Here is a 22,963-nt window from a genome sequence, read left to right as displayed (position 1 = left end):
TCTACGGTCTGGAGCACACCCGCGAATGTGCGGCATCGTCGGCCTTGTTGCGCAGGGCCCCGCCAACCAATCCATCTACGACGCACTGCTCCTCCTGCAGCACCGCGGGCAGGACTCGACGGGCATCGCCACGGTCGAGGGTCACGTGCACCACATGCACAAGACCCGCGGCCACGTGCGTGAGGCGTTCCGCACCCGCGACATGCGTGCCCTCCTCGGCACCATGGGGCTCGGACACGTCCGCTACGCCACCAAGGGCGCCGCGACGAACGAGGAAGAGGCCCAGCCGTTCTACGTGAACGCGCCGTACGGCATCGTCCTCGTCCACAACGGCAACCTCACCAACACGCGGGAACTCACGCGTGAACTGTTCGACATCGACCGTCGCCACCTGAACACGACGAGCGACACCGAGCTCCTGGTGAACGTGCTGGCGCACGAGCTGCAGGGCCAGGTCCGTGGCGCGAACCTCGACCCGGGTCAGGTCTTCGACGCCGTCGAGCGCGTGCACGAGCGGGTCGAGGGCTCCTACGCCACGATCGCGACCATCGCCGGGCACGGGCTGCTGGCCTTCCGCGACCCGTTCGGCATCCGCCCGCTGATCCTCGGCCACAAGTTCGACGAGGCCGGGCAGCCGGAGTGGGTCGTCGCGAGCGAGTCGCTCGTGCTCGAGTCGGGCGGGTACGAGATCGTCCGCGACATCGCCCCGGGCGAGGCCGTCTTCATCGAGATGAACGGCCAGATGCACGCCCGCCAGTGCGCGAAGAACCCGCGCCTGGTGCCGTGCTCGTTCGAGTACGTCTACCTGGCACGCCCCGACTCGGTGATGAACGGCATCTCGGTCTACGACGCGCGTCTTCGCCTCGGCAACCGTCTCGCCGACACCATCGAGCAGTACGCGCCGACCGGTGACATCGACGTGGTGATGCCGATCCCGGACTCGAGCCGTCCGGCGGCCATGCAGGTCGCCCGGAAGCTCGGCATCGAGTACCGCGAGGGCTTCTACAAGAACCGCTACGTCGGCCGCACCTTCATCATGCCGGGGCAGGCGGAGCGCAAGCGTTCGGTGCGCCAGAAGCTCAACGCGATGTCGTCCGAGTTCAAGGGCAAGAACATCCTGATCGTCGACGACTCGATCGTCCGCGGCACCACGAGCCGCGAGATCGTCGAGATGGCCCGGGCCGCCGGCGCGAACGAGGTCACGTTCACGAGCGCCGCTCCCCCTGTCCGGTTCCCGCACGTCTACGGCATCAACATGCCGACGCGCGCGGAGCTCATCGCGCACGACCGGAAGATCCCGGAGATCAACCGCGTGCTCGGCAGCGACCACCTGATCTACCAGGAGGTCGGGGACATGCGGGACGCCATCATCGAGGGCTCCGACGTGACCGACCTCGAGATGAGCTGCTTCACGGGCGAGTACGTCACGGGCACCGTGAGCCCGGAGTACCTGTCCTGGGTCGAGGCGAACCAGCTCAGCTAGGTCGCGTCCGAGACGCGACCACCAGACGGACTGGAGGCCCGGTGCCAGCTGGCACCGGGCCTCCAGTCCGTTGATCGGGAGCGGCTACGGCCGCTGGTCACCGTGGTCGTCGAGCTCGCCGTCGACCGTCTCGGGGGGCAGTTCGACCTCGACGCGCTCCGCCGTCAGGCGGGCCGACCGCCGGGCGTAGACCCGGTCGAACACGACGGCGACGACCGCACCGACGAAGGCACCGATCGTGACACCCCACAGGCTGAAGTAGCCGACCAGGCTGCCGAAGCTGGTCTGGTCCCGCTGGCCACCGAGGTTCATGGTGAGGGCGACCACGACGAGGGTCGCGAGGAATCCGAGCACGGCACCGCCGACGATGAACACGCCGAACTTCGGTGCACGGCGGATGGTGACCTCGTCGGGGCTGGCGACCGCGCTGGGAGCCGGTGCCGGCGTGGGGAGCGGCTGCTCGTCGGGTTGATCGGTGTTGCTCACCCGTCCATTGTCCCCCACTGTGGGACGTCCCGCGGCCTGTGCCCGGCGACCGATCCGGGAGAGGATGGTCGCTACTGGTCGGTATCCCAAGGGGAGGAGGTGTGTCGGATGCGTGAACGAACCGCACCCGCCCGCCGACGCCGACCGACCGCCCCCGCCCGCGTGGCCTGGCCCGTCGCGCAGCGCGTCGAGGAGGACCGCGCCGTCGCCGTCGTCGCCGAGCACCGGTGGAGCGTCGCACTCGTCGGCGCCCCCGGGATCGGCAAGAGCACCGCCGCGGCGCGGGTCACCGACCGCGTCGCCGGTCGCGACGGCACCGGCCGCACGGTCGTCGTGCCGATCACGGCGGTCGCCGCGAGCAGGTCGATGCCCTTCGGCGCCGTCGCCGAGCGCTTCGGCGAGCTGCCGGCGTCCATCTCGGAGCTGTCCGACGACACCGGTGCCGAGCAGCGCCTCCGGGCGATCGAGGACCTCGTCGACCGCGACGTCCTGCTCCGCGTCGACGACGCCGACCACCTCGACGCGATCTCCGCGCGGTACGTCGCCTGGCTGGTCCGCCGGCAGGGCGCCCGGCTCGTCCTGACCTGCCGCGACTTCACGGCGCTCCCCGAGCCGCTCCGCGCGCTGTGGCAGGACGACCTGCTCGAGCGCATCGACCTGCAGCCCCTGGCGCTGCACGAGACCGCGGCACTCGTGGCCGAGGCGCTGGGCTCGCCGCTCGAGAACGCCTCCGCCGAGCGCGTCCACCGCGCCACCGCCGGCAACCCGCTGTACCTGCGCGAGGTGGTCCGCGCGGCACGGGTCTCCGGTGCACTCGACCACACGGCGACCGGGTGGTACTGGCGCGGACGGGTGACCGCGTCGGACAGCCTCGCCGACATGTACCGCACGGAGCTCGGGTCGCTGCCGGAGGACCTGCGCGACGTCGTCGACATCGTCGCCCTCGCCGACCCGATCCCGCTCGCGCGCCTGCTCGGCCTGGTCACCGGCGGGGACGTCGACCGGGTCGTCGCGCTCGGCTTGGTCCGGATCGATTCACTCGAGGACGGCGCCGCGGTCGTCCGGCCGTCGCACCCGCTCGTCGGCGAGGTCATCCGGACCCTGGTGCCGGTGGCCCGGCGCACGGCACTCTTCGCGCGCGCCAACGCCTTCCGCACCGACCGGCCCGAGGGCGCACCGCCCGCAGCACGCCTGCGTGCCGCGCTGTGGTCGCTCGAGTGCGGGGTCCTGCCGTCGGTGGACCAGCTGCTCGACGCCGCGCAGGTCGCCGTGCGGCTGCAGGAGCACGAGAGCGGGATCGCCCTGGCCTCAGCAGCGCTCCGCACGACACTCACCCCGACCGAGCAGGTCACGGCGCACTGCCTCCGCTCGCTGGCGTACTCGTACTCGGACGGCCGTGAAGCCGGCCGCGCCGGCGCCGAAGCCGCTTGGGACGTGGCGAAACGGCACGTCGGCGACGTCACCGACGAGGCCGTGATCGAAGCGTGCGAGACCCTGGCGAACATCCGCCAGTTCCACGACGACGACGTCACGGCGGCGGTCGCCCTGACCGATGCCGCCACGCGCCTGGTGGAGTCCGACGAGGCCGTCGAGCGGCTGCGGCTGCTGCGGATGGCGCACCAGGGCTGGGGCGGAGACTTCGCCGAGGTCCGGGCCGAGATCGAGCGCAGCGGGATCGTGCACGCCCCGACGATGCCGATGTCGTTCCTCGCCGTCGCACCCTGCGCCGTGATGGCGTTGGCGACCGCCGGCCGACTGGACGACGCGTCCGCGCTCGGACACCGCGCCCTGGCCACCGCCGTGGCGCACGTCGAGGCAGCGCCCTGGAGCGTCGGTGAGAACTCCTCCGTCCTGCACCAGGTGCAGATGTGGCGCGGCGACCTGGACGACCTGATCATCGAGGTGCCGGCGGGGCGGTCCAGCCCGTACCTGAAGTACGACTTCACGCTCGAGCTCATCGGCCAGGGCAACCTGGCGATCGCACAGCGCCGCTGGGACGACGCGGTCGCCGCGTTCTCGGCGGCGTGCGAACGGTACGACATCGCCGACCACGGCGGGTTCGCGGCCTACCCCTGGGCACGTCTGGCCCTGGCGCACGCCTACGCCGGACGCCCGGAAGCAGCCTCCAGTGCGCTCGAGCGGGCCCGGACCACCCCGCTGCGGGCGATGCGGATCATCGGCGAGCAGGTCGCCGTGTCGATCGCCTGGACCGAGGCCGTGCTCGGCAACCCGGCCGGACTGCAGCACGCCGACGAGATCATCGAACGCAGCACGGCCAACGGCTCGTGGACGCACGTGATGTACGGGTACGCCCTGCACCACGCGGTCGGCATGTCGCAGGGGCGCGACTCGACCGGTTCGCTCGCGCGGATGCGCGAGGCCGCCACCCGCGTCGACGGACCACTCGCCGCCGCCGTGATCGAGTACGCCGACGCCGTGCGTGCCGGCGATCGCACGCGGGTGATCGCGGCGCAGGGCGTGCTCGCGGCGCACGGTGTCTCGGTGGCCGCCGCGCGCTCGAAACCGCCGCTGACGAAGCGCGAGTACGAGGTCGCCGAGCTCGCTGCGCAGGGGCTGAGCAACCGCCGGATCGCGGAGTCCCTCGGGCTCTCGACGCGGACGATCGACGCGCACCTGTCCCGTGTCTTCGCGAAGTGGGACCTGCACGCGCGCTCGGAGCTCAGCGAGCTGCTCTGAGCTGCTCTGAGCTGCTCTGAGCTGCTCAGCGTTCGGCATCGGCTGTCGCACACGCAAGAACGTTGCGGATTGCAGCACGACGCGCCGCCACGATTGACACGTTGTGTGGAACATCGCGTACCTTGGTGCCTGTCGCCGGGTTCGGACCCGTTCGGGTCGGGTCCGAATCCCGGCGACTTCAAGCTTAGGAACCCGGTCGATGCGGGCGCATCGGTAGGCACTACCTAATTCGCGCGGGAATCCTCCGCGGGCGGCTTCGGGGCGGTTCGGGCAGGCGCGATTCGGTCAGGCGCGGGTGGGTCCGGCGCCGGGGGCGGGCAGCCGGACCGGCAGGAACGCCGTCAGGTCGGCGCGCGAGCCCGAGGCGCTGACGCGCGACTGCGCGACCGCCTCGGCCCAGGTCAGCTCGCCGGACGCGAGCGCGAGCCACGTGGTGGCGTCGGTCTCGACCACGTTCGGCGGCGTGCCACGGGTGTGCCGGGGTCCGGGCACGGCCTGGACGGCGGCGAACGGCGGCACCCGCACCTCGACGCTGTTGCCCGGCACCTCGTCCGCCAGGCACTGCAACGTCCACCGCACCGCGGTCGCGACGGCCGGTCGAGCCGTCTCCCCACGACGCACCGCGGCCAGTGCCGCGCGCCCGTCGGCGTCGTCGATCCTCCTGGGTGGCATCTCCACAGGCTAGCCCTCGCATCGCGGGCGGCGAGTCGGGCTGGGTAGGGTGATCGGGTGCGAATCCTCGTCCTCGGTTCCGGTGCCCGCGAGCACGCGATCATCACGGCCCTCCTCGCTGAGCATGCGGGTCACGTCATCACGGCAGCGCCCGGCAACGCCGGCATCGCCGCCGACGTCGAGACCGTCTCCCTCGACCCCACCAACGGTGCGCTCGTCGCCGAGTACGCGATCGAGAACGACGTCGAGCTCGTCGTCGTGGGCCCCGAGGCCCCGCTCATCGCCGGCGTGGCCGACCCGGTGCGCACTCGCGGCATCCCGGTGTTCGGGCCGGGCAAGGCCGCCGCGCAGCTCGAGGGCTCGAAGGCCTTCGCCAAGCGGATCATGGGCGAGGCCGGTGTGCCCACAGGGCGTCCGGTCTACGCCGGCACGGCGGACGAAGCCGTCGCCGCGATCGACGAGCTCGGCGCCCCGTACGTGGTCAAGGCCGACGGGCTCGCCGCCGGCAAGGGCGTGCTCGTGACCGACGACCGCCAGGCCGCGATCGACCACGCCACCTACTGGCTCCAGCACGGACACGTCGTGGTCGAGGAGTTCCTCGACGGCGAAGAGGTCTCGTTGTTCTTCCTGAGCGACGGGCACGACGTCCGCGCGCTCAGCCCCGCGCAGGACTACAAGCGCCTGGCCGACGGCGACCTCGGACCGAACACGGGCGGCATGGGCGCGTACTCCCCGCTGCCGTGGCTCGCCGAGCGCTGGCCGTCCGAGCAGGCCTTCGTCGACGAGGTCACCGAGCTCGTCGCGCTGCCGACCGTCCGCCGCCTCGAGCACGAGGGCACGCCGTTCGTCGGACTCCTGTACTGCGGCCTCATCGTCACCGAGCAGGGCGTCCGCGTGATCGAGTTCAACGCGCGCTTCGGTGACCCGGAGACGCAGGTCGTGCTCCCCCGCCTGGCCACGCCGCTCAGCGAGCTCCTGCTGGCCGCCGCCACCGGGCAGCTCGGTGCCGTCCCCGCACCCGTGTTCCGCGACGAGGTCGCCGTCACCGTCGTCCTGGCGAGCGAGGGCTACCCGGAGAACCCGCAGACCGGTCGACCGATCACCGGCATCGACGACGCGAACGCCCGCGACGGCGTCTCCGTCGCACACGCCGCCACCGGCGTCCTCGACGACACCCTCGTGGCCACGGGCGGCCGGGTGCTCAGCGTCGTGGCGACCGGGTCCGACTTCGCCCAGGCCCGCGAGCGCGCCTACGCCGGGCTCGGCGACATCACGCTCGACGGCGCGCAGTTCCGCACCGACATCGCCGCGAAGGTCGCGAAGTGACCGCCGCCGCTCCGATCGCCGGCTGGCGGCACGTCTCGTCCGGCAAGGTGCGCGAGCTCTACGTGCCCGAGGGCACCGCGGACCTGGCGAGCGCGTCCGAGCTGCTGCTCGTCGCCTCGGACCGGGTCAGCGCGTACGACTTCGCGCTCGAGCCGCCGATCCCGGGCAAGGGCGAACTGCTGACCCGCCTGTCGCGGTTCTGGTTCACCCAGCTGAGCGACGTCCCGAACCACATCATCGGCCCGTCCTCCGGTGGCACCCCGGTGCCCGCCGAGGTCGAGGCACGGTCGATGCACGTCATGCCGCTGACGATGTTCCCCGTCGAGTGCGTCGTGCGCGGGTACCTGGTCGGCAGCGGCTGGGCCGAGTACCAGGAGACCGGCAGCGTGTGCGGCGTCGCGCTCCCCGCGGGGCTGTCCAACGGTGACCGCCTGCCGGAACCGATCTACACGCCGGCGTACAAGGCGGCCCAGGGCGAGCACGACGAGAACATCTCGTACGAGCAGACCGTCGACCTGGTCGGTGCCGAGACCGCGGCCACCCTGCGCGAGCTCTCGCTGCACGTCTACACCGAGGCCGCGGCCATCGCTCTCGAGCGTGACGTCGTCATCGCGGACACCAAGTTCGAGTTCGGGCAGGACGCCGCCGGCCGGATCCGCATCGCCGACGAGGTCCTGACGAGCGACTCCAGCCGCTACTGGGACGCCCGCTCCGCCGACCGCACCGACTCGTTCGACAAGCAGATCGTGCGGGACTGGCTCAGCGCGCACTGGGATCGCCAGGGCACGCCGCCGGTCCTGCCGGACGAGATCGTCCAGCGAACGGCTGCGCGCTACGCCGAGCTGATCGAGCGCCTCGGCGCCTGACGCCCCGCCCGGTCGGCGCCTGGTGTCGCACGAACGGTCACGACGCCCCGCTCAGGTCCGCCGTGCGGTCACGAACCGTCGCCCGAGGCCGCGCCGACCGACAGTCCGCGACCACTCGGCGCCCGACGCACGGCAGGTCGCGACCACTCGCCGCGCGGTACCCGGTGCCACCCGAACGGTCACGACGCCCCGCTCAGGTCCGGCGTGCGGTCACGAACCGTCGCCCGAGGCCGCGCCAACCGACAGTTCGCGACCACTCCGCGCCCGACGCACGGCAGGTCGCGACCACTCGCCGCGGTACCCGGTGCCACACGAACGGTCACGACACCCCGCTCAGGTCCGCCGTGCGGTCACGAACCGTCGCCCGAGGCCGCGCCAACCGACAGTTCTCGACCACTCCGCGCCCGACGCACGGCAGGTCGCGACCACTCGCCGCGCGACCACTCGGCGGCCCACGCACGATACGTCGCGACCACTCGCCGCGCGACCGGCCGACGAGCCGGCGACAGTTGTCGACCGCTCAGGCCCCGAGCGCGTCCCGCGCCACCACGACGACGGTCAGGTCGTCGCCCGGGTCGTGCTCGGCGACACGTGCGCGCACCCGCTGCAGGAACGTCTCGACGTCCGGGGACTCCCGGTACAGCGACCCGAGCTCCGACAGCGACGCGAGCGTGGAGTCCCAGAGCTCGAGCGCGCCGTCGGTCACGACGATGAGCACGTCACCGGGCCGGAGCACGAGCGACCCGGCGGCGCGGGGCATCCCTGCGGGGTGCAGCCCGATCGGCAGGTCCGACGACCGCAGGATCCGTTCGGCACCGTCGTCGCGGAGCTGCAGTACGAGCCCGTGGCCGGCGTCGGCGAAGTCGAGGCGGCCGGTGGACGGGGTCAGTCGGCCGTGGAACATCGTCGCGAAGGACTCGGCACGGCTGAGCTCGGGGGCGACCTGCGCCTCGAGTTCGGCGACCGCGACGCTCGGGTCCTGGTCGCCGCGGGCGAGCAGCCCACCGCGGATGTTCGCCGCGAGGAGCCCGGCGGACATCCCCTTGCCCATGACGTCCGACACGGTCAGGTGGATCGAGTCCTCGCCGGAGCGGTGCCAGTCGTGGAAGTCACCGGAGACGAGCCCGTGCGGGATCGACACCCCCGTGATCCGGTACCCGGGCACCTGCACGGCAGCCGGCTGCAGGCCGTGGAGCACGGTGCGCAGCCGGTCCTCGTCGGCACCGGCGAGCAGCTCGCGCTCTGCCCAGATGCCGAGTTCCTGCAGCAGTTCGAGCTCGTCGGCGTCGAGGGTGCGCGGCTCGGGGTCGATCAGGCAGAGGGTGCCGATCTTCAGGTCGTCGTCGCCGGCGCGGAGCCCGACACCGGCGTAGAACCGGATGTTCGGGTCGTCGAGCACCATCGGCAGGTCCGCGTACCGGTCGTCCAGTCGGGCATCGGCGACGACCACGGGGCCCTGCTCACCCAGGCTCCGTCCGCAGAACGTGTCCTGCAGCGGGATGACCGGATCGAAGGCGGCGTCGCTCTGCTGCGACTTGATCGTCAGCGTGGTCTCGCCCGCCAGGTTGAGGAACGAGCCGGAGACCCCGAGGGCCTCACGGGCGATCCGGGTGATCCGTTCGAACCGTTCCTCGACCCCGCCGTCGACCACGTCGAGTGCCGCGATCAGAGCGGCTCGCCGGACCGCATCGGCCCCGGTCGGCGCGGGCACGGACATCGCGGTTTCCGGCTGCATGCTCCCACGGTAACGCGCGGAACGGACAGGGCCTGTCCCCAGTCCGGAGGGCGCAGGTGGTCGGGCGCGCCGGCGTACCCTGGTCGTCGTGCTCCGAGTCGTCCCCGCAACCGTCCTCGGAGTGGCCGCGCTCCTGGCCCTCGCTGGCTGTGGCGCCCACGACTCCACCGGCCAGGTGTCGGTCACGGTGTCGTCGAACGCCGCCGACCACCCCTACGAGGTCAAGGTGTTCGCCTCGACCGGCAAGCTCTCCGAGCACCAGCGCGTGTTCCCGGGCGGTACGGCGGACTTCGCGGGCGTTCCCCTCGGCCAGGTCACGGTCCGCGCCGGCGACCTCTGCCCGCAGACGACCAAGGTGTCCGACGGCACCGTCGCGAGGGTCACCCTGACGACGACGGGCTGCTGACCCCGACCGCGACCGGGTGCTCGACGCGCGGTTCGCCCGGCGAGCCGGATGCCGGAATCCGCGAAGAACGCGAGAACTACCGTTCTCCGGGTGTGCCGCTCCGCGCGACGGTCTGGTGCGGCTGCTCCCCGAACCGTTCCCGGTAGTACGCCGCGAACCGACCCAGGTGGGTGAACCGCCACCGCCGCGCCACCTCGCTGACGAGCAGCGCGCGGGAACCCGGCCGCCCCAGCTCCAGGTGCACCCGGTCGAGCCGGACCTCGCGCAGGTACCGCATGGGCGTGACGCCGAGACGACGGCGGAACAGGTCCTGCAGGCCGCGCTCACTCAGGTCGCAGGCCGCTGCGACGTCCGCCACCGTCAACACCCGGTCGGCGTGGTCGTGGACGAAGCCGATCGCGCGCCGCATCCGGTCCGCGACGTCCGCTCGCGACCGGGCGAAGGTCGACAGGACGACGGTCGCGATCCGCCGGTTCAGGGCCGCACGGTCGGCGGCGGGCAGCGCCGGGTCGAGGATGCGCCCGGAGGCCTCGCGCAGCAGTGCCCGCAGCGGTTCGAGTGCGGGATCGCCCGCGTCCGGCTGCCGGAACACTGAGGACTCCCCCGTGTCGCCGAGCAGCGACGGCGACAGGTGCAGCAGCGTCGTGGCGGTCGCGTCGGTCTCGAAGGCGTACGCGACGGACGCCGAGAGCATCATCGGCCGCCCGGCGCCGACCTGCCACTGCTCGCCGTCGTCGGCGGTCAGGCTGGCCCGGCCGTCGGCGAGCCAGAACACGACGTGGTCGGGACGCGGACCGATCGTCCCGGACTGCTTGCCCGGTGTCGCGATCCGGTGGATCGACAGGTCGTCGTCCCCGCCGGTCTCGTAGCCGAAGCCCTGGTCGTCAGCGGTCACGGCGTCGGGACCCGGTCCCACTCGTCCCCGTACCGGGACAGCACCGACCACCGCGAGATCGGCCACGTGGTCACGAAGGCGCGCCCCACGACGTCGTCGACCGGCACGGTGCCGTGCACGCGCGAGTCGGCGGAGTCGTAGCGGTTGTCGCCCATCACCCAGATGCGCCCCTTCGGCACGGTGATCTCGAAGTCCTTCCCGGCGACACGGTCCGACCCGCGTTCGAGCACGACGTAGGGCTCGTCGACCGCGTGCCCGTTCACCGACAGGCGCCCCCGGGCGTCACAGCACGACACCGTGTCACCCGGCAGGCCGATGACCCGCTTGATCAGGTCGTCGCCCTGGCCCGTGCCGAGCCAGCCGCCCGGGTCCTGGAACACCACGACGTCACCACGCTGCAGCGGGACGACCCCGGGCACGAGCTCGTTGACGAGCACCCGGTCCCCGACGAGCAGCGTGTCCTGCATGGAGGCCGAGGGGATGTAGAAGGAACGGACCAGGTACGCCTTCACCAGGAAGGACGCCAACAGCGCCACGACGACGATGATGACGAGGTCGCGCAGGAACCGCAGACCGCCGCGCTTCGGCTCGGCCACGGCGTCGGCACCAGCGTCGGATGCAGCGTGGGCGTCGGTGTCGCTCAATGCGTGAGCACCACCTTGACGAGGCCGATCACGAACGCCACCGCGGCCAGCACGATGCCGCCCCACAGCCCGAGGAACGTGGGCTGCTTCCCGCTGAACCGCTGCATGAACACACCCACCAACCCGATGCGTACGACCAGGATCACCGTCGCCGCGATCTGTGCCCACTCCGCCGGCAGCCACCCGATCCAGGCAGCCGCGTAGAGGACCGCCGGGATCAGCCCGGAGGTCGCGATCGGGTTGGCGTTCCGGACGATCGTCGCGACCGAGTCGCGGCGCGCAGCGCGGTCCTCGGCGGACTCCTCGCCGTCGTCGCCGAGCCCGTGCGCGACCAGGTGCGCGAGCACGTGGGCCAGGTACGTGAGCACCGCGGTCGCCAGGACGGTCGCCACCGCGGCTCCGTGGTGGATCTGCTCCGGGTTCACCGCGATCGCGACGGCGAGCACCGTGATGTTGCCGTAGATGTACGACGACATCCGGTCGCGGACGTGCTCGAGTGGCAGGTCGCGGGGATCCGGGCGACCGCCGCGGGGTCCGCGCCCCGGTCGGGAGGGCCGTCGTGTGCGTGGCATCCGTCCATCTTGGCCCCCGCGCTCGGCCGTCCGCCGACAGGACACCGGGTGCGATGGCCACAGGGGTGGCCGGTTCCGGCAGACTGGGTGCCGATCGGCGCGACGGAGCGCCGGACAGGAGGCCCGCATGACGTCCGCACGACCACTCGCCCTGGTGACCGGGGTGGGCCGCAGAGCCGGCATCGGCGCGGCACTCGCCACCCGGCTGGCAACCGACGGCTGGGACCTCGCCATCTCGTGGTGGGGGCCCTACGACGACCGCGTGAGCGGCGGGGCGGACCCGGACGGGGTCGAGTCGGTGGTGCAGGAGTGCGAGGGGGCGGGAGCACGGGTGACGCGCCTCCCGGTCGACCTGGAGGACCCGGAGCAGGCGGCCGCGCTCGTCGGCCGCGCCGAGTCGGAAGCCGGCGCCCCCGTGACCGCCCTCGTCATGTCGCACTGCGAGTCCGTGGACTCCGACCTGCGCACCACCACGGTCGAGTCGTGGGACCGCCACTTCGCCGTGAACGCCCGCGCACCGTTCCTGCTCGTGCAGGCCTACGCGGCGGGGCTCGAGCGCGCCGGGGACGCCGCACCGCGCGACCGACGCCGGATCGTTGCGCTGACGAGCGACCACATCGCGTACAACCTGCCGTACGGGGCATCGAAGGGTGCGCTCGACCGGATCGTGTTCGGCGCCGCGAAGGAGCTCGGCAGCCTCGGCGTCAGCGCCAACGTGGTGAACCCGGGCCCGAACGACACCGGCTGGATGTCCGACGAGGTCAAGGGGTGGGCCGTCGAGGGCACTCCGCTCGGCCGACTCGGACGCCCGTCGGACACCGCCGCGCTCGTCGGGTTCCTCTGCTCGGAGCAGGGCGCCTGGGTGAACGGGCAGCTGCTGAAGTCGGACGGCGGGATCTCGAACAGCGCCTGATGCGGGCGGCCGGGCAGCCGGCGCCGAGTCTCGGCCGCCCCGCGGCGGACCGCGTCAGGCGCGACCGGGCGCAGTCACCTCGATGCGGTTCGCCCACGGGTCCTCGAACGCGACCGTCCGGCCGTCGTCGGCGGTCTGCACCCCGGTGTCGTGCATGCGTGCGACGAGGGCACCGAGGTCGTCCGACCCGGGCACCTCGATCCGCACGAGTCCCAGCCCGAGCGCGAGCTGGCGGCGCCCGGCCCCACGTGAGTTCCAGGTGTTCATCGCCATGTGGTGGTGGTAGCCGCCGGCGCTGACGAACAGGGCCTCGCCCCAACCGGCCGTCGTCGCGAAGCCGAGCTTGTCGACGTAGAAGTCCTTCGCGCTGGCGACGTCGCCGACCGACAGGTGCACGTGGCCGACCCGACCCGGCGCGTTCGGCGCGGACTCCACTGCCTCGGCCGTCAGGTGCTCTTGCAGGAACGCGTTCGGGTCGACGTACTTCGTGTCCATGTCGACCATGCCGTGCGTCCACGACCACTCCGTGCGGTCACGGTCCCAGTACAGCTCGACGCCGTTGCCCTCGGGGTCGGTGAAGTAGAACGCGTTGCTCACCAGGTGGTCGGCGCTGCCGGTGAAGGTCTGCGGGAACTTCGTTGCGACCGAGTACAGCGCGGCGGCCAGGTCGGCCGTCGTGTCGAACAGGATCGCGGTGTGGAACAGGCCGGCGTCGTGCGGGCCTGCGTGCTGCATCGACGGCGCGTGCTCGAGGATCACGATCGGCACCGCCAGGCCACCGGCGCCTGGTCGCCCGAGGACGGCGACGCCGCCCTCGTTCGAGAGCAGCGAGAGCTGGACGCCGTCGCGGTAGTAGCCGATCATCCGGTCGAGGTTCGCGACGCGGAGGGTGACGGCACCCATCCCGGTGTCGGCGGCGAGGAGGTCCTGCGTGTGCATGGCACCAGTGTGCGCCCATTTAGTTGAAGCGTCAACCAAATGGGCGTCGGTCGCCTGCGCCAAAGCGACAGATCCACGCCATCCCGGTGCGAGGTACCCGCCAAAGCGACAGATCTCTGCGAACAGTTCGCGGCAGTCTGTCGCTTTGGCGCACGGGGGCGCGCAGCGGACGGGGCGCGCAGGCGACGAGAGGCCCGGTGCGCGTCCGCCCCTCCGGCCGCGGTCAGCGGGAGCGGAAGTAGCGGTGCAGCGCGCGCTCGCGGACCGCGGCCGCGGCGAGCGCCCCACCGAGCAGCGCGCCCACGAGCCCGAGGGACGCGATCGCGATCGCCTCGCGCACGATCGGCAGCGCATCGTCGACGTCGAGGCCATGCACCGACACCACCGCGACGCTCGTCGCGACCACCGCCCCGACCGATGCCCAGACCAGGTGCTGCAGGACGACGCCGAGGACCTGCGCACTCCGCGGTACCCCGACGTGCCGGTCGTAGGCCAGGGCGAGCCGACGCCGTGCGACCGCTGCCCCGCCGATCGTCAGCCCAACGAAGGCCGCTGCACCGAACGGGACGAGCACTGGCTGCCGCGCCGCGGGGGTGAAGACCGCGCCCAGCGTCGGGTTGAGCTGCCCGGCGGTCGGTCGGTCCTCGCCGTCGGCCCCGCTCGCCGGCAAGACGGTGCGCCGGAGCATCGAGACCGTGTCGTCGCGCTGCGGCCACACCGTCGCCCAGCAGGCGTCGAACGGCGACCCGTCGTCGACCGCCGGCGCGAGGACCGCGTACTCCAGGTCGGGGTCCCGGCCGTCGTCGGGGTAGTCGTACACACCGGCGACTCCGGTGCCCGCGCCGCCCACCGTCACGAGGCGATCGCCGGCAGCAAGGCCCAGGGTCTCGTGCACCGCGGGCGAGACGATCACTCCCGTCGCCCCGTCGGCAGCCGAGCCGCCGAGCAGGCCACGCACCCCGGCGGTCACTTCGTAGGTCGGGATCGCCGAGCCCGGCAGCGCGGCGGGGACGACCCCGGCGTCGAGGCGCCGGAGCGCACCAGACGCGATGACCCCTTCGGCATCCGCGAGGGCATCGCACACGCGGCCGTCGATCCGACCCTCGGCCCGCTGGACGGTCGTCGCCGCACCGCTCGCGACGAACACCGCAGCCGCTCGGACGTCACCGGCGACCGCTACGGCGCGCATGCCCACGACGCCGCTGAGCAGCACCGCGAGGACGACAGCGGCCGTGGCTGCCCACGAGGCTCCGGAAGCGATGTCGCGCCACGCCTCCCGCCAGACCTCGGTCACCTGCATCCGGCGAGGGCTCATCGGTACCGCCCGAGGTCGAGCACTCCGTCGCAGGCGTCACGGCTCGCGTCGTCGTGCGTGGCGACGACGACGACCGTCCCCGACGCGGCGAGCGCACCGATCCCACGGTTCACCTCGATCGCGGTCGCTCGGTCGAGCTGCGCCGTCGGCTCGTCGACCAGCATCAGACCCGGCGCACTCGCGATCGCGCGCGCGAGCATCAGGCGTTGCGCCTCACCACCGGACAGTTCGGCGAATCGCGCGTGCGCCCGCGAATCAAGCCCGAAGCGCTCGAGGACCCCGAGCGCGCGGACGTCCGCGGTCCGACGATCCGCGCCCTGGGCGACGAACGGCAACGCGACGTGGTCAAGCACTCGGCGGCGGGCCACCCCGTACGGGTTCTGGAAGACCCAGAGCGGCCGACAGCCCGGCGGACGGACGGCGGCACCGCGCGTCGGACGGAGCATCCCGGCGAGGATCGCGAGCAGCGTTGACTTGCCGGAACCGCTCGGCCCGACGACCGCGGTCACGGTCCCCTCGGCGAAGGTGCGGTCGACGCGGTCGAACAGCACGGTGCCGTTCGGCCAAACGTGCCCGACGCCCTCGAGCGTCACCGACACGAGCTGGACCGGTCCGGCGCGGCACTGATCCGGTCGAGCGTTCGTCCGCCGGGCACCCGGACGAACGACTGCCCGAGTTCCGATCCGAGCACCTCGACCCGGAGTGACCGCCCCGTCGTCGGTTGCACGCATGCCTGGGCGCCCACGAGGTCCCAGAGGGCCGTCGGTGGCACCACTTGGACGGTTCGTGGCCGACTGAGCGTCCACGTCGCGGCCACGGTGGGTGCGCCGTCCGCCGAAACGACCGTCGCGGCGTACTCCGGCGGGGCGGTGATCGCGGCGAGGGCCGTCGGCGACGAGACCACCCCGGCGGCGTCGATCGGGACATCGGCGTTCCCGATCCGCAGCACGCGCTCCCCCGGCGCCGGATCGACCGGGAGCGCCTCGATGCGCGCACCGCGGAGTTCGGCCGGGAGTTCGACGAGGACACCGTCGGCGCCGACCGTTGCCCCGACGACGGCCACGCACGCCAGGACGATGTTCTCGGCGGCTGGTACCCATGCGAACGGGGCCCGCGGCACGACGTCGTCGGGCAGGTCGTCGCGGTCGACGCCTCGGTCGACCAGGAACTGCTGCGCAGCACGGAGTGTGCCCCGACCGAGGATGCCGTCGATGCTCAATCCGGCACCGAGGCGCGTGAGTTCCCGCTGCAACCCCGTGACGTCGGCCCCGCGGTCGCCGAGCTCGAGGTCGCGCCACAGCGGCTCGTCACTGGCGAGTGCGAGCACCGGCTGTCCGTCGACCCGCGCGAGGACGTCCCCGCTGCGCACGGGTGCCCCAGTCGAGCACGTCGACGTCGTCACCGTGCCGGTCCGCGACGTCACGACCAACCGTGGGGCACCGATGTCGAGTGCGAGCTGCACCTGTCGTTCATCGGCATCGGTGCGCTCGGTCACCCGGACAGTACTCGCGGGGGCAGCCGTCCGGAGTGCGGCCGGGACCTCGGCCGGCACAGCGACCACGATGGCTGCGGCCGTCGCCGCTGCGACCACCATCGCCCCGAGCGCCAGGAGCGCGGCAGATGGGAAGCGCATCACCGCCGCCAGAGGCCGAGGGGGTCCAGCCGACACTGTACGGCTGCGGGATCCCACGGCGAGAAGGAGAAGTTCCCGTCGTCGTTCTGATCACGCCAGTCACGTTCGGTGTACGTGTCGTCGACGAGTCTCGCAGCACGGAGGCACGCGACGGTGATCGTTGCCTCGTCCTGCTTCTCCGGGTTCCGCCGGACCTCGTTGAACAGGTAGGTCACGTCGCTGTCGAAGTCCTTCGCGCACTTCGACTTCGAATCGTTCATGGCCGTGGCATCTTCAGCCTTCCGCCCTGGGAGCGGCGAGGCTTCGGACGTGCCATCCTCCGCTGTCGTGTAGTGGTAGCCGAGATCTCGCATGCATGCGCTCATGCGGGACTGCGCATCTGCGACCTCCCGCGCCGAGATCGTTCCGTCCGAGAGGATCTGCCACTGGTAGGAACTGGTGTCGGAGGCCGATTCCGCGAACTCACCCGCCCACGGCCCGGCCGCGGAGAAGCCCGACGGATCGACGACCCGGGGTGCAGCATCCGCCTGGGCACAACCGACGAGCCACGCGGCGGCGATCGCCCCGACGATCGTTGCCCCCCGAAGCCTGCTCCGAATCACCGCGTCAGGCCCGGGTCATGCCGTACTGGGCGATGTTGGTCCAGCAGGCAGCCTGGTAGGACCACTTGTTGCCACCGACCACGTTCCCCCACTTCATCGTCCCGCTCCGCAGACGGTTGAAGTGCTGAGCGCGACCACACCCCGACTCGTTGAAGCCAGTGCTCTGCGTCACCTTCCGCCAGCACGTCGCCGCACTCGCCTCCGGCGCCGTCACGGTATCGACCGCGATCCCGCCGCCCACGACACTCCCCAGCACGACCGCACCCAGTACGACGTTCTTGATCGACATCGATCTCCCTTTTCATTGCGACATCACCCAGATGTCACCGTTAACGTATTACCGGTTCATACGAGAACGCAACGACCACCACCACATCCGTGCAGGATGGACCCGTGACTGACGACATCCGGTGGGAGGTGGTCGAGGAGAGCACGCTGTCGCTCCCCGACCACGAAGCGATCGCAGCGCTGCTCGGGCAGGCCTTCCCCGACTGGTCGCACTGGTACGTGGGCGGCCGCAGCTGGTCCGGCATGCAGCCGGAACGCCGGGTGCTCGCGCACGACGCCGACGGGGTCGTCCTGGCCCACGTCGGCATCCGCCGCATGTACATCTCCGTCGGCGGGCAGGACGTCCTGGTCGGCGACACGGGCCTGGTCGCCGTCGCGCCCCGCCTGCAGGGCACCGGCGTCGGCCGCGAGCTGATGAGCCGCACCGCGGCGGTCCTCGAGGGACTCCGCGTCCCCTTCGGGTTCCTCGGCGCGGGCGAGGACCGCATCCGCTTCTACGCGAAGCTCGGCTGGCACGAGTTCCCCGAGGCCGTCGGCACCTTCTCGGCGTTCACCGCCGAGGGCGCGGGCGTCAGCAACACCGAGCAGGGCGGCTGGATGGCGCTGCCGGTGGCAGCGCAGCTCGAGGACTGGCCCGCTGGCCCGATCTGGCTGAACGGCCAGCAGGTCTGAGCACGAGGACTGGGCACCCCCGACGCACCGGCCCGATCTGGCTGAACGGCCAGCAGGTCTAGACGCAACGACCGACGGACGGGAGGCCCGGTACCAGCTGGTACCGGGCCTCCCGTCCGTTGGTCGTCCAGCGGGGCTTACGCCTCGACCGCGACCTTCTCCGGGTCCTCGTTGGAGCCCGGCGCGCTCGGCGCGACCGCGGCGCGCACGCGCGCACCCAGGTCGGCGTCGACGTTCGTCCAGTAGGCGAACACACGCTCGCGCAGGTCGTCGCGCGTCACCTTCGAGACGTGGCCGGCGATGTTGCCGACCAGGCGCTCACGGGCGGCGTCGTCCAGGACCTCACGGACGAGCGTGCCGGCCTGGCCGAAGTCGTCGTCCTCCGGGTGCAGGGTCGCGGCGGAACGCTGCAGCGCACCGTCGGACTCCCAGCCCGGGGCGTCGTCGGTCGCGTTCGGGTCGGCGTGCGCACCACCGAGCGAGTTCGGCGCGTACACCGGCACCTCGGACTTCTGGAAGTCGAAGCGCATGCCGCCGTCCTTCGAGTACGAGTGGACCTCGTTCTTCGGGGCGTTCACCGGCAGCTGGGCGTGGTTCGTGCCGACGCGGTAGCGATGTGCGTCCGCGTAGCTGAAGATGCGCGCCAGGAGCATCTTGTCCGGGCTCGCAGCGATGCCGGGCACAAAGTTCGAGGGGGCGAAGGTCGCCTGCTCGATCTGCGCGAAGTAGTTCTCCGGGTTGCGGTTGAGCTCCATCGTGCCGACCTCGATGAGCGGGTAGTCCGCGTGCGGCCACACCTTCGTCAGGTCGAACGGGTTGAAGCGGTAGGTCGCGGCGTCCTCGTAGGGCATGACCTGCACCTTGAGGGTCCAACGCGGGAAGTCCTGACGCTCGATCGCGGCGTGCAGGTCACGGATGTGGAAGTCCGCGTCCTCGCCAGCGATGCGGTCCGCGTCCTGCTGCGTCAGGGTCTTGTGGCCCTGCTCGGTGATGAAGTGGTACTTCACCCAGAAGCGCTCGCCCGAGGCGTTGATCCACTGGTAGGTGTGCGAGCCGAAGCCGTCCATCTCGCGCCAGCTCGCCGGCAGGCCGCGGTCGCCCATCAGCCACGTGACCTGGTGCGCCGACTCGGGCGACAGGGTCCAGAAGTCCCACTGCATGTCGTGGTCGCGCAGGTGCGAACCGGGCAGGCGCTTCTGCGAGCGGATGAAGTCGGGGAACTTGATGCCGTCGCGGATGAAGAACACCGGGGTGTTGTTGCCGACGAGGTCGTAGTTGCCCTCTTCGGTGTAGAACTTCAGCGCGAAGCCGCGGGGGTCGCGCCACGTGTCGGGGGAACCCTGCTCACCGGCGACGCTCGAGAACCGGGCGAGCATCTCGGTGGTCTGACCGGGCTGCAGGAACGCGGCGCGGGTGAAGCGCGAGACGTCCTGCGTGACGGTGAAGGTACCGAAGGCGCCGCCACCCTTGGCGTGCACGACCCGCTCCGGGACACGCTCGCGGTTGAACTGGGCGAGCTTCTCGACCAGGTAGTGGTCGTGCAGCGCGAGGGGGCCGTCGGCCCCCACACCCATCGAGTGCTCGTCGCTCGAGACGGGTGCGCCGCTGTTGGTCGTGGTGGTCGGGGTGCCGGTCGGCGTGTTCTGGTCGGACACGGTTCCTCCTGGGGTGGGACGTTGGTTCGGTCAGGGGTGCTCGGGTGGTCAGGGTCCGGCGCGTCGTGGCGCCGGTGCGGAGGGCGATCGCCGTCAGGCGGGCGTGGGGGCGTCGGGCGCCTGCGCGCTCGCGTCGGGCGCGTCCAGGTGGTCGCGCTCCGCGTCGTCGCGCGCCGCGTCGTCGCGCTCTGCGTCGTCGCGCTCTGCCGCCGCGCAGCGCTCGCAGATGCCCCAGTAGGTGACCTCGGCGGTGGTGACCGCGAAGCCGTGGGTCTCGGACGGCGTCAGGCAGGGCGAGTGGCCGACCGCGCAGTCGACGTCCTCGATCGCGCCGCACAGGGTGCAGACGATGTGGTGGTGGTTGTCACCGGTGCGGCGCTCGTAGCGCGCAGGGCTGCCGGCCGGTTCGATGCGGCGGACGAGCCCGACGCCGGTCAGGGCGTTCAGCACGCCGTAGACGGCCTGGTGACTGGTGGTCGGCAGCTCCACGGCGAGCGCGGTGACGATGTCGTCCGCGGTGGCGTGCGGCATCGAGTCCGTCGCGCGGAGCACCGCGAGTCGTGGGGTCGTGACCCGGAGCCCCGAAGAACGGAGCAGATCGGCGTCGGCGTCCATGCTGAGCCTTTCTTTTGCAGGAATCAAGACAACGCGTTCACTGTACACGAGCTTCTGCTGCCGACCAGCGAGGGGACGCATGCCGCCACCGGAATACGAAGTGTCACGATCCGGTCGCGATCAGCTGGGACGACACTGGACCGACCGTTCCGCACGCTAACGTCCGGACATGTCCACGAGCCAGGGTCTGCCTGAACAGGCGAACAGCACCGCGGACGTCCGGGGGATCATCGCGAAGCGGGACCTGGTCGTCGACCTCATCCGGACGGCCTGCGTCGTCCTCGTCGTCATCGTGCACGTCACGATGGTCGGCGTCGCGGCCGATGACCAGGGGGTGCGGGTCACGAGCCCGCTGCAGGAACTCCCCTGGTACGTCGCCGCCACCTGGGTCGGGCAGGTGATGCCGCTGTTCTTCGTGGTCGGCGGGTTCGCGAGCGCCGTCGGCTGGCGCAGCACCGTCGCCCGTGGCGCGCCGAGTCCCGCCCGCGACTACCTGGCCACCCGCCTGGTGCGGCTGTTCCGGCCCGCGGTGCCGCTGTTCGTGTTCCTCGCGCTCGGGCTCGGGGTCGCCACGGCCGCTGGCACGCCGCCGGAGCTCCTGGCCGAGGTCGCGTTCGGCATCGGTTCGCCGCTCTGGTTCCTGGCTGCCTACGGCATCACCCAGTGCTGCGTCCCCGTGATGATGCGCCTGCACGAGCGAGCACCCTGGGCCACCCTCGCCGTGCTGCTCGTGCTCGCCGGGGCGGTCGACGCCGTCCGCCTGTCCACCGGTGTCGCCGAGGTCGGGCTGCTCAACCTCGGGCCGGTGTGGCTCTTTGCGCAGCAGCTCGGCTTCCTCTGGGCCGACGGCTGGTTCGCGCGCCGGTCGAAGGTGCTCCTGCTCAGCATCGCCGTCGCCGCGTACGCCGTGCTCGTGCCGATGACCTCGGTCGGGCTCTGGGCACCGGACATGCTGCAGGACCTCAACCCGCCGATGCTCCCGCTGGCGTTCCTCGCGATCGCGCAGGCCTGCCTGGTCCAGCTCGTGCACGCTCCGCTCACCAGGCTGATGCGCACGCGGGCCGCACTCGGGGCCGTGTTCGTCCTCGGCCGCGACGGCATGACCATCTACCTGTGGCACCTGCCGCTGTTCATCGCGCTGAACGGCATCGCCCTGCTCGTCGGGGTGCCGTTCCCGGCGCCGGGCTCCGGTCCGTGGTGGGCGTCGCGCATCGTCGCACTCGTGGTGGTGCTCGCCGTCGCGATCGGGGTGGCCAGGGCTCTGCGCTGGTTCGACCGGCCGCTCCCCCGGCTGCTGCCGTCGGCCGACCGCCCGTCGTGGCCGGTCGTCGCGTTCGCCGCCCTCTGCACGATCGGCCCGGCGTTCCTCGTGATGCAGCTGCACCTGTCGTTCGGCGTCGCGCTCGTCGGTGCCGTGGCCGTGCCGGCGGGCGTCTGGCTGCTGTCGCGGACCGTCCCGGCACGCGGGGTCGCCCGGATCTGAACCGGTTCTCACCGTCGCGGGGCCACGACGGACCCCCGGCGGACGTCGGGCGGACGGAGGATGGTTCCGGCGGCGCGAAGGACGAGTCCGCCTGATCCCCAGGAGGCTCCCCACGCCGTCGACACCCGAGTTCTGGAGCACCTGGCGGTTCGATCCCCTGGCGGCGGTGCTCCTCGTCGTCGCCGCGGTCGCCTACGGCCGGTGGGTCGTCGGCGCGGCGCGACGGGGTGCCCGATGGCCGTGGTGGCGCACGCTCGCCTTCGCCACGGCGCTCGTGCTGTTCGGCGTCCTGCAGTTCGGCATCGTCGGCGTCGACGACGAGCGGTTGCGCTGGGCCTTCGTCCTGCGGGCCGCCCTGCTGTTCTTCGCGGTCCCCACCTTCGCCGCGCTCGGTGCGCCGGTCGCACTGCTCCGGATCGGAGGCCCGGCTCGCCTGGCGCAGGTCGCCGACGCGGTCATGCGGTCACGTCCGGTGCGCCTGCTCGGCAACGCGATCGTCGCCCCGCTGGTCGCGCTCGCGCTGTTCGCCGTCCTGCTCACCCCGTTCTCGGCGGTGATCCGGGAGTCCCCCGCATGGGCCGCCGTCATCACCGTGGCCGTGCCGGCGCTCGGGTTCGGGCTGCTCGCGCCGCTGTCCGAGGTCGGTGTGCTCGTCTCGTCGACGTTCGCCACGGCCGAGTTCCTGCTGGCGTTCGTCGAGCTCGTCGTCGACGCGGTGCCCGGCATCGTGCTGCGGATCACGAACCACGTGCTCGACGGGTCCCTCGTGCCGGTGGTGGGTCGGGCCTGGTACCCGTCACCGCTGCAGGACCAGCACCTGGCGGGCGACCTGCTGTGGTTCATCGCCGAGGTGGCGGACATCCCCGTGCTCGTCGCCCTGTTCATCCGGTGGCAGCGGACCGACCGCCGCGAGGCCCGGGCCGTCGACGCCCTGACCGACGAGCAGGTGGACGAGCTCACCCGGGCGCACCTGCAGCGCCGCGGATGAGCGGTCGGCGCGACGCCACGCGACGCCCGGCTTCGCTTCGCTTCGTGAGCAGCAATGGCCGGGTGCCCGAAGGCGACC

22 protein-coding genes and 1 pseudogene are annotated in these 22,963 nt (G+C 71.9%); 9 read left to right on the top strand and 14 right to left on the bottom strand.

The window, feature by feature from the left end:
- Positions 1-25 precede the first annotated feature (25 nt).
- Positions 26-1,483: an amidophosphoribosyltransferase gene (purF, locus tag DEJ30_RS02260; RefSeq protein WP_027465037.1), complete on the top strand. Its 1,458-nt coding sequence runs from the start codon at positions 26-28 to the stop codon at positions 1,481-1,483.
- An 84-nt stretch (positions 1,484-1,567) separates the two neighbouring features.
- On the opposite strand, the gene DEJ30_RS02255 is transcribed toward purF, so the two are convergent.
- Positions 1,568-1,969, bottom strand: coding sequence for a hypothetical protein (locus DEJ30_RS02255; RefSeq protein ID WP_110858851.1), 402 nt, complete (start codon positions 1,967-1,969; stop codon positions 1,568-1,570).
- Positions 1,970-2,077: 108 nt separating this feature from the next.
- Between DEJ30_RS02255 and DEJ30_RS02250 the strand changes: the two genes are divergently transcribed.
- Positions 2,078-4,666 carry a LuxR C-terminal-related transcriptional regulator gene (locus DEJ30_RS02250; RefSeq protein WP_146238481.1) on the top strand — a complete coding sequence of 863 codons (2,589 nt, stop codon included), beginning with the start codon at positions 2,078-2,080 and terminating at the stop codon, positions 4,664-4,666.
- Positions 4,667-4,951: 285 nt separating this feature from the next.
- On the opposite strand, the gene DEJ30_RS02245 is transcribed toward DEJ30_RS02250, so the two are convergent.
- A complete protein-coding gene (locus DEJ30_RS02245; protein WP_110858943.1) occupies positions 4,952-5,338 on the bottom strand; it encodes a sterol carrier family protein in 387 nt (128 codons plus the stop codon).
- A gap of 57 nt (positions 5,339-5,395) precedes the next feature.
- Between DEJ30_RS02245 and purD the strand changes: the two genes are divergently transcribed.
- Together purD and DEJ30_RS02235 are read left to right on the top strand one after the other, a co-directional pair.
- Positions 5,396-6,664 carry a phosphoribosylamine--glycine ligase gene (gene purD, locus DEJ30_RS02240; protein ID WP_071248345.1) on the top strand — a complete coding sequence of 423 codons (1,269 nt, stop codon included), beginning with the start codon at positions 5,396-5,398 and terminating at the stop codon, positions 6,662-6,664.
- Complete coding sequence (locus tag DEJ30_RS02235) at positions 6,661-7,530, top strand: phosphoribosylaminoimidazolesuccinocarboxamide synthase (protein ID WP_110858849.1); 870 nt, start codon at positions 6,661-6,663, stop codon at positions 7,528-7,530. The genes purD and DEJ30_RS02235 overlap by 4 nt, the downstream gene beginning before the upstream one ends.
- 520 nt (positions 7,531-8,050) lie before the next feature.
- Here DEJ30_RS02235 and DEJ30_RS02230 read toward each other — a convergent pair.
- Positions 8,051-9,265 carry a PP2C family protein-serine/threonine phosphatase gene (locus DEJ30_RS02230; protein ID WP_110858848.1) on the bottom strand — a complete coding sequence of 405 codons (1,215 nt, stop codon included), beginning with the start codon at positions 9,263-9,265 and terminating at the stop codon, positions 8,051-8,053.
- An 88-nt stretch (positions 9,266-9,353) separates the two neighbouring features.
- On the opposite strand from DEJ30_RS02230, the gene DEJ30_RS02225 reads away from it, so the two are divergent.
- Positions 9,354-9,671, top strand: coding sequence for a hypothetical protein (locus tag DEJ30_RS02225; protein ID WP_146238480.1), 318 nt, complete (start codon positions 9,354-9,356; stop codon positions 9,669-9,671).
- Positions 9,672-9,747: 76 nt separating this feature from the next.
- Here DEJ30_RS02225 and DEJ30_RS02220 read toward each other — a convergent pair whose 3' ends face one another.
- The 3 genes from DEJ30_RS02220 to DEJ30_RS02210 are packed head-to-tail and all read right to left on the bottom strand — an operon-like array spanning position 9,748 to position 11,782.
- Complete coding sequence (locus DEJ30_RS02220) at positions 9,748-10,566, bottom strand: helix-turn-helix transcriptional regulator (RefSeq protein WP_146238479.1); 819 nt, start codon at positions 10,564-10,566, stop codon at positions 9,748-9,750.
- Positions 10,563-11,210 carry a signal peptidase I gene (lepB, locus tag DEJ30_RS02215; protein WP_110858845.1) on the bottom strand — a complete coding sequence of 216 codons (648 nt, stop codon included), beginning with the start codon at positions 11,208-11,210 and terminating at the stop codon, positions 10,563-10,565. Before lepB ends, DEJ30_RS02220 begins: the two co-directional genes overlap by 4 nt.
- On the bottom strand, positions 11,207-11,782 hold the full coding sequence (locus DEJ30_RS02210) for a hypothetical protein (protein ID WP_146238478.1): 576 nt from the start codon (positions 11,780-11,782) through the stop codon (positions 11,207-11,209). The genes lepB and DEJ30_RS02210 overlap by 4 nt, the downstream gene beginning before the upstream one ends.
- 127 nt (positions 11,783-11,909) lie before the next feature.
- Between DEJ30_RS02210 and DEJ30_RS02205 the strand changes: the two genes are divergently transcribed.
- Complete coding sequence (locus DEJ30_RS02205) at positions 11,910-12,695, top strand: SDR family oxidoreductase (protein ID WP_110858843.1); 786 nt, start codon at positions 11,910-11,912, stop codon at positions 12,693-12,695.
- A 54-nt stretch (positions 12,696-12,749) separates the two neighbouring features.
- Here the strand turns inward: DEJ30_RS02205 and DEJ30_RS02200 are convergent, their stop codons facing one another.
- From DEJ30_RS02200 to DEJ30_RS02175, 6 genes are all read right to left on the bottom strand, one after another.
- Positions 12,750-13,634 (bottom strand): VOC family protein, encoded by an 885-nt coding sequence (locus tag DEJ30_RS02200; RefSeq protein ID WP_110858842.1) that lies wholly within the window; start codon positions 13,632-13,634, stop codon positions 12,750-12,752.
- Between the two features lie 223 nt (positions 13,635-13,857).
- Positions 13,858-14,949, bottom strand: a complete 1,092-nt coding sequence (locus tag DEJ30_RS02195; RefSeq protein WP_146238477.1) for a hypothetical protein — start codon at positions 14,947-14,949, stop codon at positions 13,858-13,860.
- Positions 14,946-15,548, bottom strand: coding sequence for an ATP-binding cassette domain-containing protein (locus tag DEJ30_RS02190; protein ID WP_110858840.1), 603 nt, complete (start codon positions 15,546-15,548; stop codon positions 14,946-14,948). The genes DEJ30_RS02195 and DEJ30_RS02190 overlap by 4 nt, the downstream gene beginning before the upstream one ends.
- Positions 15,539-16,582, bottom strand: a complete 1,044-nt coding sequence (locus DEJ30_RS18370; protein ID WP_110858839.1) for a peptidoglycan-binding protein — start codon at positions 16,580-16,582, stop codon at positions 15,539-15,541. Before DEJ30_RS18370 ends, DEJ30_RS02190 begins: the two co-directional genes overlap by 10 nt.
- Positions 16,582-17,184: a hypothetical protein gene (locus DEJ30_RS17740; RefSeq protein ID WP_146238476.1), complete on the bottom strand. Its 603-nt coding sequence runs from the start codon at positions 17,182-17,184 to the stop codon at positions 16,582-16,584. The genes DEJ30_RS18370 and DEJ30_RS17740 overlap by 1 nt, the downstream gene beginning before the upstream one ends.
- A gap of 4 nt (positions 17,185-17,188) precedes the next feature.
- Positions 17,189-17,473, bottom strand: a complete 285-nt coding sequence (locus DEJ30_RS02175; RefSeq protein ID WP_110858837.1) for a hypothetical protein — start codon at positions 17,471-17,473, stop codon at positions 17,189-17,191.
- Between the two features lie 104 nt (positions 17,474-17,577).
- Between DEJ30_RS02175 and DEJ30_RS02170 the strand changes: the two genes are divergently transcribed.
- Positions 17,578-18,144: a GNAT family N-acetyltransferase gene (locus DEJ30_RS02170; protein WP_181419957.1), complete on the top strand. Its 567-nt coding sequence runs from the start codon at positions 17,578-17,580 to the stop codon at positions 18,142-18,144.
- 137 nt (positions 18,145-18,281) lie between these two features.
- Here DEJ30_RS02170 and DEJ30_RS02165 read toward each other — a convergent pair whose 3' ends face one another.
- Both DEJ30_RS02165 and DEJ30_RS02160 read right to left on the bottom strand, forming a co-directional pair.
- Positions 18,282-19,799, bottom strand: a complete 1,518-nt coding sequence (locus tag DEJ30_RS02165; RefSeq protein ID WP_110858835.1) for a catalase — start codon at positions 19,797-19,799, stop codon at positions 18,282-18,284.
- A 195-nt stretch (positions 19,800-19,994) separates the two neighbouring features.
- Positions 19,995-20,414 (bottom strand): annotated as a pseudogene (locus DEJ30_RS02160) (Fur family transcriptional regulator); the annotation flags it as partial.
- 169 nt (positions 20,415-20,583) lie between these two features.
- Here DEJ30_RS02160 and DEJ30_RS02155 point away from each other — a divergent pair.
- Together DEJ30_RS02155 and DEJ30_RS02150 are read left to right on the top strand one after the other, a co-directional pair.
- Complete coding sequence (locus DEJ30_RS02155; RefSeq protein WP_110858834.1) at positions 20,584-21,897, top strand: acyltransferase; 1,314 nt, start codon at positions 20,584-20,586, stop codon at positions 21,895-21,897.
- A gap of 166 nt (positions 21,898-22,063) precedes the next feature.
- Positions 22,064-22,885 carry a cytochrome c oxidase assembly protein gene (locus DEJ30_RS02150; RefSeq protein WP_110858833.1) on the top strand — a complete coding sequence of 274 codons (822 nt, stop codon included), beginning with the start codon at positions 22,064-22,066 and terminating at the stop codon, positions 22,883-22,885.
- The last annotated feature ends 78 nt before the right edge of the window (positions 22,886-22,963 follow it).

Origin of the sequence: Curtobacterium sp. MCPF17_003, assembly GCF_003224385.1 — a bacterium.
GTDB classification, from domain to species: Bacteria; Actinomycetota; Actinomycetes; order Actinomycetales; family Microbacteriaceae; genus Curtobacterium; species Curtobacterium flaccumfaciens.
The sequence above is the reverse complement of the archived record's forward strand: the minus strand, read 5'-3'. Positions and strand labels throughout refer to the sequence as shown.

What these genes read in the sequence shown, in the direction of transcription:
- purF (WP_027465037.1), top strand. Translation starts at nt 26, where the DNA reads ATGTGCGGCATCGTCGGCCTTGTTGCGCAGGGCCCCGCCAACCAATCC.
- DEJ30_RS02250 (WP_146238481.1), top strand. Translation starts at nt 2,078, where the DNA reads ATGCGTGAACGAACCGCACCCGCCCGCCGACGCCGACCGACCGCCCCC.
- DEJ30_RS02245 (WP_110858943.1), bottom strand. Translation starts at nt 5,338, where the DNA reads ATGCCACCCAGGAGGATCGACGACGCCGACGGGCGCGCGGCACTGGCC.
- DEJ30_RS02230 (WP_110858848.1), bottom strand. Translation starts at nt 9,265, where the DNA reads ATGCAGCCGGAAACCGCGATGTCCGTGCCCGCGCCGACCGGGGCCGAT.
- DEJ30_RS02210 (WP_146238478.1), bottom strand. Translation starts at nt 11,782, where the DNA reads ATGCCACGCACACGACGGCCCTCCCGACCGGGGCGCGGACCCCGCGGC.
- DEJ30_RS02205 (WP_110858843.1), top strand. Translation starts at nt 11,910, where the DNA reads ATGACGTCCGCACGACCACTCGCCCTGGTGACCGGGGTGGGCCGCAGA.
- DEJ30_RS02200 (WP_110858842.1), bottom strand. Translation starts at nt 13,634, where the DNA reads ATGCACACGCAGGACCTCCTCGCCGCCGACACCGGGATGGGTGCCGTC.
- DEJ30_RS02195 (WP_146238477.1), bottom strand. Translation starts at nt 14,949, where the DNA reads ATGAGCCCTCGCCGGATGCAGGTGACCGAGGTCTGGCGGGAGGCGTGG.
- DEJ30_RS18370 (WP_110858839.1), bottom strand. Translation starts at nt 16,582, where the DNA reads ATGCGCTTCCCATCTGCCGCGCTCCTGGCGCTCGGGGCGATGGTGGTC.
- DEJ30_RS02175 (WP_110858837.1), bottom strand. Translation starts at nt 17,473, where the DNA reads ATGTCGATCAAGAACGTCGTACTGGGTGCGGTCGTGCTGGGGAGTGTC.
- DEJ30_RS02155 (WP_110858834.1), top strand. Translation starts at nt 20,584, where the DNA reads ATGTCCACGAGCCAGGGTCTGCCTGAACAGGCGAACAGCACCGCGGAC.